The 16,739-nt window shown below is 33.8% G+C and carries 12 protein-coding genes and 10 tRNA genes; 1 reads left to right on the forward strand and 21 read right to left on the reverse strand.

Annotated features, from left to right (window positions below):
* The 12 genes from ACZDYH_RS29635 to ACZDYH_RS29690 form a co-directional block, all read right to left on the reverse strand.
* Positions 1 to 2,344: NEAT domain-containing protein (locus tag ACZDYH_RS29635; RefSeq protein ID WP_474887947.1), on the reverse strand; the 2,344-nt coding region annotated here is incomplete at its 3' end.
* Between the two features lie 128 nt (positions 2,345 to 2,472).
* The gene (gene yhbH / locus ACZDYH_RS29640; protein ID WP_006925084.1) at positions 2,473 to 3,648 is read right to left on the reverse strand and encodes a sporulation protein YhbH; all 1,176 of its coding nucleotides are present in this window, start codon (positions 3,646 to 3,648) and stop codon (positions 2,473 to 2,475) included.
* A gap of 453 nt (positions 3,649 to 4,101) precedes the next feature.
* A complete protein-coding gene (locus tag ACZDYH_RS29645; protein ID WP_006925087.1) occupies positions 4,102 to 5,997 on the reverse strand; it encodes a PrkA family serine protein kinase in 1,896 nt (631 codons plus the stop codon).
* A gap of 385 nt (positions 5,998 to 6,382) precedes the next feature.
* Positions 6,383 to 8,452, reverse strand: coding sequence for a sensor domain-containing protein (locus tag ACZDYH_RS29650; protein ID WP_088859374.1), 2,070 nt, complete (start codon positions 8,450 to 8,452; stop codon positions 6,383 to 6,385).
* 127 nt (positions 8,453 to 8,579) lie between these two features.
* Positions 8,580 to 9,068 (reverse strand): tRNA (uridine(34)/cytosine(34)/5-carboxymethylaminomethyluridine(34)-2'-O)-methyltransferase TrmL, encoded by a 489-nt coding sequence (gene trmL / locus ACZDYH_RS29655; RefSeq protein WP_000538147.1) that lies wholly within the window; start codon positions 9,066 to 9,068, stop codon positions 8,580 to 8,582.
* A 58-nt stretch (positions 9,069 to 9,126) separates the two neighbouring features.
* Complete coding sequence (locus ACZDYH_RS29660; protein WP_000260591.1) at positions 9,127 to 10,014, reverse strand: amidase domain-containing protein; 888 nt, start codon at positions 10,012 to 10,014, stop codon at positions 9,127 to 9,129.
* Between the two features lie 44 nt (positions 10,015 to 10,058).
* Positions 10,059 to 11,201 carry a tRNA epoxyqueuosine(34) reductase QueG gene (gene queG, locus ACZDYH_RS29665; RefSeq protein ID WP_000345215.1) on the reverse strand — a complete coding sequence of 381 codons (1,143 nt, stop codon included), beginning with the start codon at positions 11,199 to 11,201 and terminating at the stop codon, positions 10,059 to 10,061.
* A 199-nt stretch (positions 11,202 to 11,400) separates the two neighbouring features.
* Positions 11,401 to 11,474 (reverse strand) — tRNA-Gly (locus tag ACZDYH_RS29670).
* A gap of 115 nt (positions 11,475 to 11,589) precedes the next feature.
* Complete coding sequence (locus tag ACZDYH_RS29675; RefSeq protein WP_000841309.1) at positions 11,590 to 12,240, reverse strand: DsbA family protein; 651 nt, start codon at positions 12,238 to 12,240, stop codon at positions 11,590 to 11,592.
* A 187-nt stretch (positions 12,241 to 12,427) separates the two neighbouring features.
* Complete coding sequence (locus ACZDYH_RS29680) at positions 12,428 to 13,204, reverse strand: transglycosylase domain-containing protein (protein WP_006915721.1); 777 nt, start codon at positions 13,202 to 13,204, stop codon at positions 12,428 to 12,430.
* Between the two features lie 493 nt (positions 13,205 to 13,697).
* A complete protein-coding gene (locus ACZDYH_RS29685) occupies positions 13,698 to 14,150 on the reverse strand; it encodes an NUDIX hydrolase (protein ID WP_474887952.1) in 453 nt (150 codons plus the stop codon).
* A 146-nt stretch (positions 14,151 to 14,296) separates the two neighbouring features.
* Positions 14,297 to 15,016 (reverse strand): YebC/PmpR family DNA-binding transcriptional regulator, encoded by a 720-nt coding sequence (locus ACZDYH_RS29690; protein ID WP_000532952.1) that lies wholly within the window; start codon positions 15,014 to 15,016, stop codon positions 14,297 to 14,299.
* 351 nt (positions 15,017 to 15,367) lie between these two features.
* On the opposite strand from ACZDYH_RS29690, the gene ACZDYH_RS29695 reads away from it, so the two are divergent.
* A complete protein-coding gene (locus tag ACZDYH_RS29695; RefSeq protein WP_000149743.1) occupies positions 15,368 to 15,688 on the forward strand; it encodes a DUF3884 family protein in 321 nt (106 codons plus the stop codon).
* Positions 15,689 to 15,898: 210 nt separating this feature from the next.
* Here the strand turns inward: ACZDYH_RS29695 and ACZDYH_RS29700 are convergent.
* The 9 genes from ACZDYH_RS29700 to ACZDYH_RS29740 all read right to left on the reverse strand — a co-directional run bounded on the left by ACZDYH_RS29700 (position 15,899) and on the right by ACZDYH_RS29740 (position 16,733).
* Positions 15,899 to 15,980: transfer RNA gene (locus tag ACZDYH_RS29700), tRNA-Leu, on the reverse strand.
* Between the two features lie 10 nt (positions 15,981 to 15,990).
* Positions 15,991 to 16,061, reverse strand: a tRNA-Cys gene (locus tag ACZDYH_RS29705).
* A 14-nt stretch (positions 16,062 to 16,075) separates the two neighbouring features.
* Positions 16,076 to 16,150: transfer RNA gene (locus ACZDYH_RS29710), tRNA-Gly, on the reverse strand.
* Between the two features lie 5 nt (positions 16,151 to 16,155).
* Positions 16,156 to 16,230, reverse strand: a tRNA-Gln gene (locus ACZDYH_RS29715).
* 63 nt (positions 16,231 to 16,293) lie between these two features.
* Positions 16,294 to 16,369: transfer RNA gene (locus tag ACZDYH_RS29720), tRNA-His, on the reverse strand.
* A gap of 19 nt (positions 16,370 to 16,388) precedes the next feature.
* Positions 16,389 to 16,462 (reverse strand) — tRNA-Trp (locus ACZDYH_RS29725).
* A 7-nt stretch (positions 16,463 to 16,469) separates the two neighbouring features.
* A tRNA-Tyr gene (locus ACZDYH_RS29730) sits at positions 16,470 to 16,553 on the reverse strand.
* A gap of 10 nt (positions 16,554 to 16,563) precedes the next feature.
* Positions 16,564 to 16,639: transfer RNA gene (locus tag ACZDYH_RS29735), tRNA-Thr, on the reverse strand.
* A gap of 18 nt (positions 16,640 to 16,657) precedes the next feature.
* Positions 16,658 to 16,733, reverse strand: a tRNA-Phe gene (locus ACZDYH_RS29740).
* Between the last annotated feature and the right edge of the window lie 6 nt (positions 16,734 to 16,739).

A 16,739-nucleotide genomic window follows, 5' to 3' on the forward strand; every position in this document is an offset into this window, starting at 1 on the left:
GTATTAATTTTTCTACTATATTCTGCATTACAATGCCACTATATAATATGCCAGTCTCATAATGATCTGCATCTAAATCAAATTCATATATTTTTTCTCCTAAAGTACGCCAAATGATTCCCTCATCAGTAAGCGTTCCACCTTCACTCTTTAGTGTAATCTTTTCAATTGGCTCTCCCTCTAAATCATATACAGAAATTTTCACTTCTTTATTTATTTCTGCATCATCCAAAATGACCTTTTGTCTTCTAACATCAATTGTTATCCACTGACCTAATTGTATTAATGGCCTTACATCACGAATCTCATTTTCAGCTAATTTTAAACTAAGTAAGTTTAGCATGGAACCAATAACCGTTACATCTTTAATATGATTGTCCGCAAGATTTAACCACTGTAAATTTTCCAATGAAGATAGTGGTGTTATATCTTCAATTTGATTATGAGATACATTCACATTATTCAATTGTTTCAAGTTTGAGATGAACTCAATATTTTTCAGGCCTACTCCTTCTAAAGTGAGGTTTTCTAAGTTCGTCATGTACTCTAAACCTGTTATATTTTTTATCTCATTTCCTTTTTCTTTAAGTATCTCTAGTTTTTTAATCTGTAATAAATCTTCTTTTGTGATAGGAGCGTTTACATTCTCTCTACCTAAATTCTCTTTATTAATATGTTGTTGTAAAGTTTTATCGAGAATTACATTTTCCTTTTGTTCATTATTCTCTTTTATTGTTTCCTTGATTTCGTCTAATCTTTCAACAACATTTTGAATTACTGTTCCATTAAACTTAATACGATTCTCTTCTGGATTTATATCCAACATAAATTCATATGTTTTTTCACCGGTAGTCCCCCATTTAACAGAACCATTATTAACGATCCCATCTTCACTCTTCAATTGAATAGTATCAAGTGTCTCTCCTTGTAAATTATAAATAGGTATTTTAACTTCCTTATCTTTTTCTACATCATCTAAAAAAATTTTTTGTCTTTGAATATCGATATACATTCTTTTTCCTAGTTCTTGAACTGATCTAACATCACGAATTTCATTTGAACCTAGTTTTAAATCATATAAACCTGTTAATTGACTAAGTGGCGTTATATCTGAAATATAGTTTTCTTCTAGATTTAATTTCTGTAACCCTGACAATTTTGATAATGGCGTAAGATCTACTAATTCATTTTTGGAAAGCCCTAATTCAATTAATTTATTCATTCCATTAATATGTTCAACATTACTCAATCCATTATTGCTTATTTCAAATGTCTTTAAATTCTTTAATTGGTGAACTCCTTCAAGACCTGCATTACTAATTTGATTATTTGCCACAATCAAAGTCCTTAAAGATTTCACTGTAAATAATGGTTTAATATCTTTTATATAATTACTATTTAAATCTAGAATTTTGATCTTCTTCATTTGACTCAATGGGCTTAAATCCGAGATTTTATTGTTTCTCAAGCTTAAACTTTCGATATGTTCTAACTCAGCCAAAGGTCCAATATCTTTAAGTTCACCATAAGTTATACTTAATGATTTCAATTGTCTCAAACTTGAGATAAATTGTATATTTTCTAACTTAACTTCTTCCAATGTTAAGCTTTCTAAGTTCGTCATATATTCTAAACCACTTACGTCTTGTATTCCTTTACTTTTCGCTTCAACGACTATTAAAGATTTAACTTTTAATAAATCTTCCTTAGTTATTGGCGTATTTAGATTCTCTCTATTTAAATTATACTTATTAATATGCCTTTGTAATTGCTTATCTAATATTACATTTCCGTCTTCATCCTGTTGATCCTCTTTATTTTCCTTTTGCTTTTCTGGAACATTATTTTCTAAATTTAAAGCATTTACTTCAAACTGCACTTGATATTTATTATCATAGGCCATTGTCGGAATATAAATATGCATTTGCATATTATATCTTTTTCCTAATTCTCCTACTTCAAACTGAATCACTTTCGTTCCGTTTTTCTTTTTATCTTCTGATATTACTTTTACATCATGAAACACACCAGGAGTATGAACATCTTCTGTTTTCAAGTATTTGAAGAAATCACTATCACTTAACCTTGCTGTTACAATTTTCTTTCCATTCTCAATTGTTAGTTTCGGATCCTTTATATAAACAGCTGCCATAGACTCTTCATTCGTTTTATCTTTATACGCTTTAATAACAGCGTCATATGTACCATCTTCTAAACCTTGTCCAGTTTTATTCGCCTCAATTGCTACTGCCGCTAAAGCAGGTGTTGAATAAACAGCAAACGGAAGTGATAACGCCGCCGCTATAATCATTGCATTTATACGTTTTCTTTTATTTTGTTTCAACTTTACATCTCCTCCGAAATATATAATTCGAAATGTAATCATTTCTCGAATAAATGATAATGATTTTCATTATCATTGTCAACTAGAAAAATAAAAAGTTTACAAAAAAAGAACCTCTTTAAAAGAGGTTATGCCATTTTCTCACCTGATTCTTCTCTAAAAAAGCTTTTCATCGCATGAAATACGTCTGCTTTTTGCTTTAAAATATAATATCTGAAATTATCATCTTTAATATTTTTATAGGCTGACATGAGTGTACTATGGCGGTTATACTGGTTCACTTCCCCATACCCAAACATATTACACTTCTTCATTAGCTCTTCAACAAGCTTTACACATCTAGCATTATCTGATGTTAAATTATCACCATCTGAAAAATGGAATGGATAAATATTATAGCGGTCTGGTGAATATTTATTATCGATAAGTTCTAATGCTTTTTTATATACGGAGGAACATATTGTTCCGCCACTTTCTCCTTTTGAGAAAAATTCTTCTTCTGTAACGACTTTCGCTTCTGTATGATGAGCAATAAATTCAATATCAACTGTTTCATACTTTGTGCGTAAAAATCTTGTCATCCAGAAAAAGAAGCTACGTGCCATATATTTCTCCCATATTCCCATCGATCCACTCGTATCCATCATCGCTAATACAACAGCTTTTGAATCTGGCTTTAACACTTCATTCCAAGTGCGGAACTTTAAGTCTTCTTGATGAATTGGATGAAAAGATGCTTTACCACCCATCGCATTTCGTTTATATGCGGATATCATTGTTCGTTTCTTATCGATATTTCCCCATAATCCTGTTTTTCTAATGTCATTAAATTCAACATGTTCAATCCGGTTTTCATCCATTTCTTTTCTCTTTAAATTAGGCAGTTCTAACTCTCTGAAAAACGCTTGCTCTAATTCTAAAATAGAGACTTCAGCTTCATAGTAATCTTCCCCAGCTGCATCTCCTGCTCCTTGCCCTTTTCCTGGCCCTTTTTGTTTTTGACCACCTGATCCATCTCTCGCAACGACATCACCAACTTTGCTGTCACCGTTTCCTTGCCCAACATGTTTATTTTTATCATAATTGTATCTAATCTTATATTCATCTAGAGAACGAATTGGTATTTTTACAACATCCTTGCCATTAGACATAACTATACTTTCTTCTGTTACAAGATCGGGTAAATTATTCTTAATTGCCTCTTGTACTTTTTCTTGATGGCGCTGTTGGTCGTCATATCCTTTGCGATGGAGGGACCAGTTTTCCTGTGAAATCGTATAATTTGGTTGATTTTCTTCGCCCATTCCTTTCCCTCCTTACTGTAATTGTCTTCCTGTATGAACAGCAATCTATAAATTTTGTTCTGTAATATGCAAGCTAGAATATTTGAAAGGTAACTGCCCACAGAAAATCATCCCATAAACATTTATAACGTTTTTCATACAATACCCCGAGCATCCTAAACAAAATTTTGCCACTCACATAAATAGAAAGAAATATTCAGCCACTGATAAGAAAGAAACACAATGCATTGTTGCACACATTTTTACTTTGCAACATATTGTATTGTGTTGGCTTTTTTCGTATGAATGGTTGGTTACTCTATCATATGCATATTGTAAAAATAATTGACAATAAATTCATAAAATTGCATCTTAATTTATTACATTTGGACAAGGTATGACACTTTATACACATATGAACGGATAATAAAACGCTGTCCCGCAAAATACAAGAGACAGCGTTTTGTTATCAAACTATCTGTTTAACAAGCTACCTACATAGCGTAGTAATTCATTTGCTGAAGAAGAATTATAGCCATGCTCATCAATTAAACGCGCAACAACATCATTGATTTTCTTAAGCTGATTTTCGTCCGGCGTTTTCGTTGATGTTGTAATTTTCACTATATCTTTTAAATCAGCAAATAGTTTTTTCTGAATCGCTTCACGAAGACGTTCATGTGAATTATAATCAAAACGTTTTCCTTTACGGGCATAAGCAGAAATGCGAATTAAAATCTCTTCACGGAACGCTTTCTTAGCATTTTCTGAAATTCCAATTTGCTCTTCAATTGAGCGCATTAATTTTTCATCTGGACTCATTTCTTCTCCTGTTAACGGATCACGTAATTTCGATTTATTGCAGTACGCCTCAACGTTATCTAAGTAATTATCCATAAGCGTCTTAGCTGATTCTTCATATGAATAAACAAACGCTTTTTGTACTTCTTTCTTCGCGATTTCATCGTATTCTTTTCTCGCTAATGAGATGAAGTTCATGTAACGTTCACGGTCTTCATTACTAATGGATGGATGCTGATCTAGCCCATCTTTTAAAGATCTAAGTACATCTAACGCGTTAATAGATGGTACCTCTTTTCGAATGATTGTAGACGAAATTCGGTTAATGACATAACGAGGATCAATACCCTTCATACCTTCATCTTGATATTCGCGTTGTAATTCTTCTACATCAATCGCATTATAACCTTCTACCGTTTCTCCATCATACAAACGCATCTTTTTAATTAAATCAATATCCGGACGCTTCGGATCTTTTAAACGAGTTAAAATAGTGAACATTGCTGCAACGCGAAGTGTGTGTGGTGCAATGTGAACATTCGATACATCACTTTCACGAATCATTTTTTCATAAATATGTTCTTCTTCACTTACTCGTAAATTATAAGGAACTGGCATTACAATAATTCTTGAGTGCAATGCTTCATTTTTCTTATTTGCTATAAATGAGCGATACTCTGTTTCATTCGTATGCGCTACAATTAATTCATCTGCTGAAATAAGCGCAAATCTTCCCGCTTTGAAATTCCCTTCTTGCGTAAGCGATAATAAGTGCCATAAAAACTTCTCATCGCATTTTAACATCTCTTGGAACTCCATCATTCCTCGGTTTGCCTTATTTAATTCTCCATCAAATCGATACGCACGTGGATCTGATTCTGAACCATATTCTGCAATCGTAGAAAAGTCCAGACTACCTGTTAAATCTGCAATATCCTGTGATTTTGGATCAGACGGACTAAATGTACCAATCCCTGTACGGCGATCTTCAGAGAAGAAAATACGCTCTACAACTACATCCTCAATTCTTGATCCGTATTCTTGCTCTAAACGCATGACATTTAGTGGTGATAAATTCCCTTCAATTCTAACCCCATACTCATTAAAGAAATCATCTCGTAAATGATGTGGAATTAAATGCAGTGGATCCTCGTGCATTGGGCATCCTTTAATTGCAAAAATTGCTCCGCGATCTGTTCTTGAATATGTTTCTAATCCTCGTTTCAACATTGTAACTAACGTTGATTTCCCTCCACTAACAGGACCCATTAATAATAAAATTCTTTTTCTAACATCTAATCGTTTTGCAGATGGATGAAAATATTCCTCTACAAGACGTTCTAGAGCATCCTCTAATCCAAAGAGCTGATTACTAAAGAAATTATACTTTCTTCTACCATCAACTTCTTCAATTCCAGCGTCTTTTATCATATTGTAAATGCGAGAGTGTGCTGTTTGAGCCACCCATGGTCTTTCTTTCACAAGCTCCAAATACTCCGCAAACGTACCTTCCCATTGTAAACGTTCTTCTGCTGCTCGATGCTGTTCAATCTTTTTTAGAATATCCATTATAGCTCCTCCCCCATCTCCTTGTTCAATCGGATTATTATAAAAGGTATGCTAGGATGTCCTTAAACATTCTTTAAATCAAAACGAAATATATAATAGCACGCTAAAATTCTCTCCAAAATTCAAAGAAAATTCTGTATAATATAGGTATTAACATTTTTACACTGCTATTCATTATAAATAAATTCTTTTCTTCTAAGAACCTTACATACATTTTGGATAATAAATAAAACTCATGAACCGAAAAAAGTAAGGAGGATATTAGTATGAAATTATTATTAATTTTAGGTGTATCACTCACATTTCTTACAGCTATTTTTACATCCGGTTACAATGACAAACCAGGTACACATAAAAAATGATGTGCTTTTAGCACATCATTTTTTTATTTATAATACATATTTTCCATATCATATTTGGATAGTGGTCGGCTATAATAATAACCTTGTACAAGCTTCACATTCTTTTCTTTCAAAAACTGTATTTGCTCCTTTTTTTCTACTCCTTCTGCAATTATATTCAATTCTAAAGTATGAGCTAAATGAATAATTGCAGCTGTAACATTCGTATCACGTTCATCTATATGTATACCTTCCATAAAAGAACGATCAATTTTTAAAGTATCAATTGGATATGTTTTTAAATAACTTAAAGATGAATAGCCTGTTCCAAAATCATCTAAATGAATCTTTAAATTTTGTTCTTTTAATTGTAGTAACACTCTCTTTGATATATCTTTATGTATAAGAGCTCCTTCTGTAACCTCTATCGCTAATAAATGAGCTGATACATTGTACTTATTTAAAGCCCGTGTAATCATCTCTATTAATGTAATAGAACGAAAGTGTCTAGCTGAAATATTAACCGCAATTGGGACCACTTCATATCCTTTATTTAACCATTCGCGCAGTTGCTGACACACTTGATTTACTACCCATTCATCGAGCTTAATAATAAACCCTGTTCTTTCTGCCAACGGAATAAATTGGTTTGGAGAAACAAATCCTAATTCCTTATTCTCCCACCTTATTAAAGCTTCCATACTAGCTATTTTTTTCGTTTCAATATTAATTTGTGGCTGATAATATAAGAAAAATTCATTTTTTTCTATAGCACGATGTAACTGGTTTTCTATTATAAACCTTTGTTCACGCTCACAGTCTAATCCACTACAATAAAAATGATAATGTCCTTTTCCTTTTTCTTTTGCTTTTTCTAAAGCAGCATCGACCCTCTGAAATAGTATTTTTTCATCTTCTCCATCTGCTGGAGCCATTACAATTCCAATTGATGCACTTAAATATACATCTTCTTCTTCGATTACAAAATATTCACTAATATTTTTCAGTATGCTTTTTGCAACTTCCTCTACATATTCTTTCGTTATATTTTCTATCAACATAACAAATTGATCATCGTGTTCTCTAAATAAGTGCATATCTTCTATTTTTAGATTGCTTAAACATTCTGTAACTTTTTGTAATACTTTATCTCCCTCTTTATGACCAAATGTATCATTAATACGATGAAACTCATCTAAATCTATAAATACAAGTGCAAAATTTACACTCTCATTTAAAAAAGTATTTAACTTATTTGTACATGAAATTCTATTCATTAATCCCGTTAACTGGTCATAGTAAGCTAAATATTCTGTTCGCATTTCGTTTAATACTTGCCTTGTAACATCTCTCGTAACAATATAAATCCCAACAATTTCACCGTTCACAATAATCGGGATAGTTCTCAAAGAAATATATAGCTCGTACCCTTCTTTATGAACATATTTCTTTGAAACAATTTGTTTTGCTTTTCCTTGCATCGATCCCTTAAATATAATTTGAAAATCTTTTTCATATTCTTTATTAATGAATTCAAAAATAAATTTATTATTTAATTCCTCATACCGGTATCCAAATATTTCATACGTTGCCGGATTTGCATATGTAACTCTCCCTATAGAATCTATAGATATAATTGAGTCATTATTATATTCCAGTAACGACTTAAATAACATTTGTTTTTCCTCTATCTTTGTCTTCTCCTCAATTTGAGCTGTAATATCTCTTGTAATACAAATAACAAATTGACATATTCCTTCTTCGTCGCAGACAGGATTAAGTGAAGATTCATAATGTATCTCACCTTTTGGTAAATTGACTACATCACAAAAGGTGTGTGCTTTCGCTTCTCTCACTACTTTTGCATATTGCCTTTGCAATATCCCCGCTATATCTTTTGGTAATACTTCTGCAAAAGTTTTTCCATAGCACTCTTCGCTTAACCTAGCATAATCCATTCCTATTTTATTCACATACATATATTGAAACGTTTCATTATCAATAACTTTCAATATGAATACTAAATCTTGAATAGCATGTAATAATCCTTGTCTAATTAAATCCATATCTATCATACTTAAAAAGGTATTTTGATTACTATATTCTTCCTTCATATTTATCTCAACCCGTCTTATCTATTTTTAATCATATATCCCATTCTATATGATTATGTCCTCTCTTTTAAATGTATGATTATATATTATTTTTATTTTATAAAAAAAAGTCGCCATATGGCGACTTTTAATAAACGATTTCTAAATCTAATCCAGGGTAATTTTGTTGACGGAACGCTTCATAAATTAAAATTGCTGCTGTATTAGATAAATTTAATGAACGTACTTTATCTGTCATTGGAATACGTAAACAATGATCAAAGTTTTCTTCGATTACATTAGCTGGTAAGCCGTTTGTTTCTCTTCCAAATACAAAATAGTAATCCTTCTCACGCTTGCTATAGTCAAACGCTGTATGAGCTTTCTCGCCATACTTTGTTAAATAGAAGAATTCACCGTCTTTATTTTTTTCATAAAATTCTTCAATTGAATCATAATACGTAATTTTTACGTGCTGCCAATAATCTAATCCTGCACGCTTTAACATTTTATCATCCGTTGAAAATCCAAGCGGTCTAATCAAATGTAATTCTGTTCCAGTTGCTGCACAAGTACGAGCAATATTCCCTGTATTTGCTGGAATTTCTGGCTGATATAAAACAACATGTACTCCCACGCGATATTCACCTCTGTTTTTTGTCTACTACGTATTATACCACTTGAGCGAAAAATCTCTACCCATTAATAATATGAAAGAATTTATATTTCATTTGTGGTGTATATTTACTAGAGTCTTCATAGTTCCAATAACGTCGACGGCTATTCGCTGAATGTGCATTTACAAGCGGCATACCATCTGCATCTTTTGCTACCACAATCGTCGTATGATTCCATCTTCCGTCATCCTCGAAATCATAAGCAATGACATCTCCAAGAATAAGTTCTTCTGGCCTCTCTACCGCCTCTGCTCGAAGTCCTGTTGTAGCACCTGACAAATACCAATAAAAAGAATGTGCAACAGCCCAGCTCCAACTCCACTGATTCTCCCTTTGCCACCATCCTTTACGAATATTAGGATACCCGTTCATAGGTACTTCTCCAGTATGAAGACATTGAGAAATGAAATTCGTACAATTATCAGGGAAATTACGATACATAGGATTCCGGTCATCCCACCAACGCTCTGCATATTTCACTGCCTCTAAACGATTATACTGATAAGAACCGTACTTCTCTTTCGTAATATCCCTTTCTAATGTCTCACCCATTCTAATTTCTTCTGACACTTCAATAGCAGAATCGCCTATAATTCGACTATTATTTAAACAAACTCTTCGTTTTAATTGTTCCTCTTCAATATAAAATAATTCTTTATGCTTAATTAAATATTTAAAATGTATTTGATAATCAATTTCTTGATGGTCATTACTATTTAATTGTCTAATGAAAGAAACATCCGCAGTTGCTTTCACTATATGTGCACTACGCCTTTGAAACAATTGTTTCTTTCTCAGTGCCATTTGTAATAAATCCTCAGCAATACCATCCACATTCGTTCTTTTCTCCGTTATATATGCTAAAAATTGTTGTACTTGGTTTTCAATCTTCGTTTTTACAACCATTCCGTCTCCCTCCCATATTACAATATGAAAAAGGGAAATATTATCTACTCTTTTTTCTGTGCTAACAATTCAAGCCCGCGATTCATTTCATGAAGCACTTCTTCATCTTTCTCACGTTCCATCGCTTTCTCAATCGCTTCGCCTACTCCATCTCCGCCAATTTTCCCAAGTGCCCATGCTGCCGTTCCGCGTAGTACCGGTCTTGGGTCATCTTTCATAACACCAATTAAATCAGGAATTGCCGATGCTTCTTTAAAATGTGCTAATGCTAAAATCGCATTTCTTTGCAGTGGCTTTTTCCCTCTCCATGACCCTGACATAATCCCATATTTCTCTTTAAAATCACGATTACTAATTGTTAAAAGTGGCGTTAATAATGGTTTAACTAGCTCAGGATCCGGCTCCATCTCAGGATGATTATGAAAATCCATTCCTTTGTTTTTCGGACAAACAGTCTGACACGTATCACATCCATATATGCGATTTCCTATTTTATCGCGATATTCTTCAGGTAGGAATCCTTTCGTTTGTGTTAAAAACGCAATGCACTTCTTCGAATCTAACTGTCCCCCCTGTATTAAAGCACCGGTAGGACAAATATCGATACATTTCGTACAGCCCCCGCATTGATCTTCTATCGGCTTATCTGGCGGGAATGGAACATTTGTAATCATTTCCCCTAAGTATACGTACGAACCAAATTCAGGTGTAATAATAGAGCAGTTTTTACCGCTCCATCCAATACCAGCACGCTCTGATACAGCTCGATCACTTAATTCACCTGTATCAACCATGGACTTCACTTCTATATCGGGAAGTTTTTCAATTAAATATGCCTCTAATTTTTGCAAACGATCTCGTAAAACAAGATGATAATCTTGTCCCCAAGAAGCACGACAAAAAATCCCACGGCGTTCTCCACGCTTACTTAATGGTGCATTTTTTAATTTTGAAGGATATGCTAAAGCAATCGCAATAATTGATTTAGCACCCGGTAATAACAGTTGCGGATTCGTTCTCTTCTCTATATCAGGCTCTTCAAATCCAGATTGATAATTTAATTGTTGTTGCTGGATTAAGCGCTGCTTTAATTCCTCAAAAGGAGAAGCGCTCGCAAAGCCTATTTTATCTATGCCAATTGTTTTACTATACGCAATTACATCTTGCTTTAATTGTTCAAAATCCACTCTTAATCGCCTCCTCAGATGAATCCACCCCTTATGTAACCACTCTATTGGTTAGTAATTCACGTTTGGAATACTATTATTTACTTCTATTTTCGCATGTAATTATATTTTTCAAACATTAAAAAACGCAATGCCTCGTTTATCTCGGAAACGAAACACTGCGTTGATCACAATTTATAGAAAAACATTTAATAAAATTTGGAGCGGGTGAAGAGAATCGAACTCTCGACCAGAGCTTGGAAGGCTCTTGTTTTACCACTAAACTACACCCGCAAATATGAATTACATATAAGATATTAGAATAACTTATGTAAAGTAGTATAGCATGTAAAAAAAGTAGAGGCAAGAATTTTATCGAAAAAAGTCGAAAAAGTGATGAGAGACCTCATCACTTTTTCAATTCTTTATCAATTGCCTTCTTCATACTATCAAAATCAGGATTTGCAAGATTTCCGTTTACATATACAGAAGGAGCACCTTGAACTTTTAATTTTTGAGCACGATCTGAATCTTTACTTACTTTTTCTTTAATGTCTTTACTGTGTAAATCTTTCTTAAATTGCTCTACATTAACTTTCGGCAGTTTCTCTTTCACAATGCTAAGAAGCAAATCTTCTGTAATCCATTCTTCTGTATCTTTCTTTTGATTTTGATAGATCTCATCATAGAAGATCCAGAATGAATCTTTATCTTGTTTATAAATTGCTTCACCAGCTGCTGCACCTAAATCTGAGTCTTTTCCAATAAATGGGAAGTTAATAAAGTATAACTGCACTTTGCCTTTATCAATATACTCTTCTTTTAATCGAGGTAATACTGTTACATCCCAAGTACGACAAGCAGGACATTTAAAGTCTCCAAATTCAACTACCTTAACTGGAGCATCATCTTTCCCTAAAGATTGTTGCGTAGAATAAGCAAACATCTCATTCCCTTTATCTTTTTTGTCATTTATGATGCTATACGCAATTGTTCCAATTACAATTAATACTGCGATAGAAAAAACTATACCAAGAGCCATGAGTTTATTTGATTTCATATACATTCCTCTTTAAATTCATATTCTGTATACAGCATTGTACACAATACACATAATATCAACACTTATATACGTCACGCAATGAACACGCTCACATAAATTACAAAAACACAATAATTGTGACGATATTGTGTCACAATTTGTCACAATTTATTCAAAAAAAGAAGCTCCTCTGTAGGAACTTCTCTTAACTTACTGCTTTTTTACGCGCGCTATTTAACATCGACTGCTCTATTTTTATATCATGACGAATTACCAATTTCTCACTAACTGCTTGAACATACTCATCATGGCTTATATAGCCTTCTTTCTCCATTAGTCTCAAAACGACATTACGTCTCTCTACTGCTTTATCATAATTTTGTGCAGGTGAGTAATAAGCAGGTGCTTTTACTACAGCAGCCATCATTGCACTTTCAGCCAACGTTAATTGGTTCACCTTTTTACCGAAGTAAAGGTTTGCTGCTTTTTCAATTCCCCATGCTCCTTCTCCATAATAAATATTACTTACATATAATTTTAAAATTTCATCCTTCGTAAATGTGCGTTCAATTTTTTTCGTATAAAAAATCTCTTTCCACTTCCGAGAAAATGTACGTTCATTCGTTAAAAAGGCATTTTTAGATAGCTGCTGTGTAATTGTACTTCCTCCTTGCACGACACCACCAGCCTTTATATTCTCAACAGATGCCCTAATAATTGCTATATAATCTAAACCGTTATGATGATAAAATCTTTTATCTTCTGTCGCAATAAATGCATATGTTAATGATTCTGGCACCTCTAACTTAGCCGGTACATGTAATTTACTAATATCACTTTTCTCAATCATTACATTTCCAATGAATAATAACGTACAACTTAACAATAATAATAATATGATGGCTTTATAAAAAAGTTTAGTCATTGGATTTAATGCAACTTTTTGATGATAGTTCACCCTAGATAATACTCGTTCTTTCATCTTGAACACCTCTTTTCCACACAGCATATAACTCTTACTTTAAGAATACATTGTTGTAAAAAAATATCCCATCGATTTCTCTTACACGTACCTTACATCATTGTAAGGTATAAAGTGAAACTTTAATGAGCCCTCATCAATCAGGCTTACTGCCCAGCAAATAGTGGGATAAAAAAGTATTGTATCACAGTATTTTTTTATCTACTATTCATCTGAAATATTGAATATAGGTTATGTTAAAGTACGAATAACCAATAATAGAGAAACCCTTAAGACTATTATATTTTCACTTTACACTTTAATTATATCATCTACAAATATATATACTTTTGACTATCTAGTAATCTAAATGTATATAACATATAGATTTATTATACAGAACAAATGTTCCTCAAATCAATACTAGTGCTATTATTATTTTGACCTTTTTCTTAAACAGTATACAAAAAAAGAGTAGTGATTCGAATGTATCTCAAATCGGCTACTCTTTTCTTTACAATCTTCCTATTAAATTATACGGCTGTACTTCCCACGTTTCATAATGTGTTGCTCTCATTGCATCAAGCGTTCTGGATTTCATATGAGGACGCGTTATATACTCATCTATGTTCTCTTCATTTAAATCAACAAATTTAGCCTCTTGTATTTCTTCAGGTTGAATTTTTATTTCACCACTTATATATGCTACTTTAAAAACAACAGCTAGAATATGCATAGAAGTATTATAATAAACGCCTGTAATTCCGATAGGCTCCACCGTTAACCCTGTTTCCTCTTTTATTTCCCTATAGACAGCTTGATCGAGCGCTTCGCCTTCTTCTACCTGTCCTCCTGGCAACTCCCACGTATCAGCTCGCCAGTGCACTTTTGCTAATAACACTTCATTTTTTTCATTTGTTAAATAACCTGCTACAGCAACGATATGCTTTGGTGTCTTATGTTCCATATTAAGCCTCCTAGAGATAATGAATATTTTATATATCCCTATAATCATATTCCCTACCTACAACAAAATACCTTTAATACTTCATCACCTTAATTAACTTCATAAAAAAGACCCTATCCGCTAAGCGAAAAGGGTCATCTATCGTATTACTCTCCTAAGTCTACGTTGTGATAAACTTGTTGAACATCTTCTAAATCTTCTAATGCATCAACCATTTTCTCAAATTGTGCTTGAGCATCTTCAGGAAGTGTTACATCACTTTGTGCAAGCATTGTTAATTCTGCAACTGTAAACTCCTCAACGCCAGCACCTTTAAGTGCAGATTGTACTGCATGAAATTGATCTGGTTCAGCATACACGATAACAGAATCTTCTTCTTCTAGAATGTCACGTGCATCTACATCTGCTTCCATTAAAATTTCAAGAACTTCATCTGATGTTTTACCTTCAAGGCCGATAACAGCTGTCGCATCAAACATGTAAGCTACAGAACCGTTCACACCCATATTACCACTGTTTTTGCTAAATGCAGCTCGTACATCTGCTGCAGTACGGTTTACGTTATTTGTAAGTGTATCTACAATAACCATAGCTCCATTTGGTCCGAATCCTTCATAACGAAGCTCGTCATAATTTTCTTCTGAACCGCCTTTTGCTTTTTCAACTGCACGATCAATAATTGTTCTTGGAACATTGTATGTTTTCGCACGCTCTAATACAACTCTTAGTGCTTGGTTTGATTCTGGATCTGGCTCGCCTTGTTTTGCTGCCACATAAATTTCACGCCCAAATTTCGCGTATATACGGCTTGTATTTGCATCTTTTGATGCTTTTTTGTCTTTAATATTGTTCCATTTACGGCCCATACTTTCCACTCTCTTTCCCGTTTTAAATCTACATAAAAATATTAATATGAAATATAATGTGTGTTCAACACATTTTTAAAAGAAATATAAAAAGTTCATTTTTGATTCATATTACAGACATAATATAAATCACCATCATTTTGTTCTTTCGACAAGTTATATTATACATGAATTCCTACGTTTATTACGAATTTTAGAAGCACATAGTATAATTTAACAAAAAGACTCTAACATTTCTGTTAGTGTCTTTTTATATTGCTAATACCGATTTCCATATTATTCCCATAATTGTTTTCTATTGTTGTATAATAAAAATAGGAAAAAATTTGAAGAAAAGATGGAGGGTGAATTATGACACATTCAAAAGACAAAAAATCACATGCTTTTAAAGGAATAGGAGAAAAATTAAACCCAACTATCTATCAAGTGAGATTCATGAAATTAGATGAACCAATTCGATTTGAGTCGTTTCCTGAATTAAAGGAATTAGGAGACTGGTTGAGTACTTCAACGCACATGTGGTCATGCCACTCAACTATGTACAAATACAACAGAGAAGAGTTTGAAAAGAAGTTCTTAGAAATTACGAAATTAACAGCTGATCATGTACTAATATCTACTGGTGGCGTCGGATTTAACTTCATGTCACCAGGTTGGAGAAATTCTCTATAAAATAATGAAATTATATAAAGGGATAAAAATTTATCCCTTTATTGTTTTGTAGTTTTCCCCAACTGTATCGCATGTACTAAATGAATAAGTTTACCTTAATCATTTATAACCATTTCACCAACACACCATTTTTGCTTATTTTATAGTGTGATGAAAACATAAAAAGACTCTACACATTTGGTGTAGAGTCTTTTATTACGCCGTTCATGATACCGATGGTCGGGGTCGAACCGACACTCCCGAAGGAACACGATTTTGAGTCGTGCGCGTCTGCCAATTCCGCCACATCGGCACAAAAGAAAAGGCGGCAACCGGATTTGAACCGGTGATAAAGGTTTTGCAGACCTCTGCCTTACCACTTGGCTATGCCGCCATATTAAATTTTATTGGAGCGGAAGACGGGATTCGAACCCGCGACCCCAACCTTGGCAAGGTTGTATTCTACCACTGAACTACTTCCGCAAAAATGGCTGGGCTAGCTGGATTCGAACCAGCGCATGACGGAGTCAAAGTCCGTTGCCTTACCGCTTGGCTATAGCCCATCGAATTCTTACTTAATTATATGTAAGTATCCATTAGATTATTTGTAATTTTTAAAATAAAAATGGGGCGACTGATGGGAATCGAACCCACGAATGCCGGAGCCACAATCCGGTGCGTTAACCACTTCGCCACAACCGCCATGTTGTGTAAATATATTTGGCAGGGGCAGTAGGAATCGAACCCACACTGGAGGTTTTGGAGACCTCAGTTCTACCTTTAAACTATGCCCCTATGTAAATGGTGGAGGGGGGCAGATTCGAACTGCCGAACCCGAAGGAGCGGATTTACAGTCCGCCGCGTTTAGCCACTTCGCTACCCCTCCGAAACTTACATGGTGCCGGCTAGAGGACTTGAACCCCCAACCTACTGATTACAAGTCAGTTGCTCTACCAATTGAGCTAAGCCGGCGTATTTTATTAAAATAAATGGTGGCTCGGGACGGAATCGAACCGCCGACACGAGGATTTTCAGTCCTCTGCTCTACCGACTGAGCTACCGAGCCTTATTA

It is taken from the genome of Bacillus sp. EB V-12 (genome assembly GCF_056158125.1).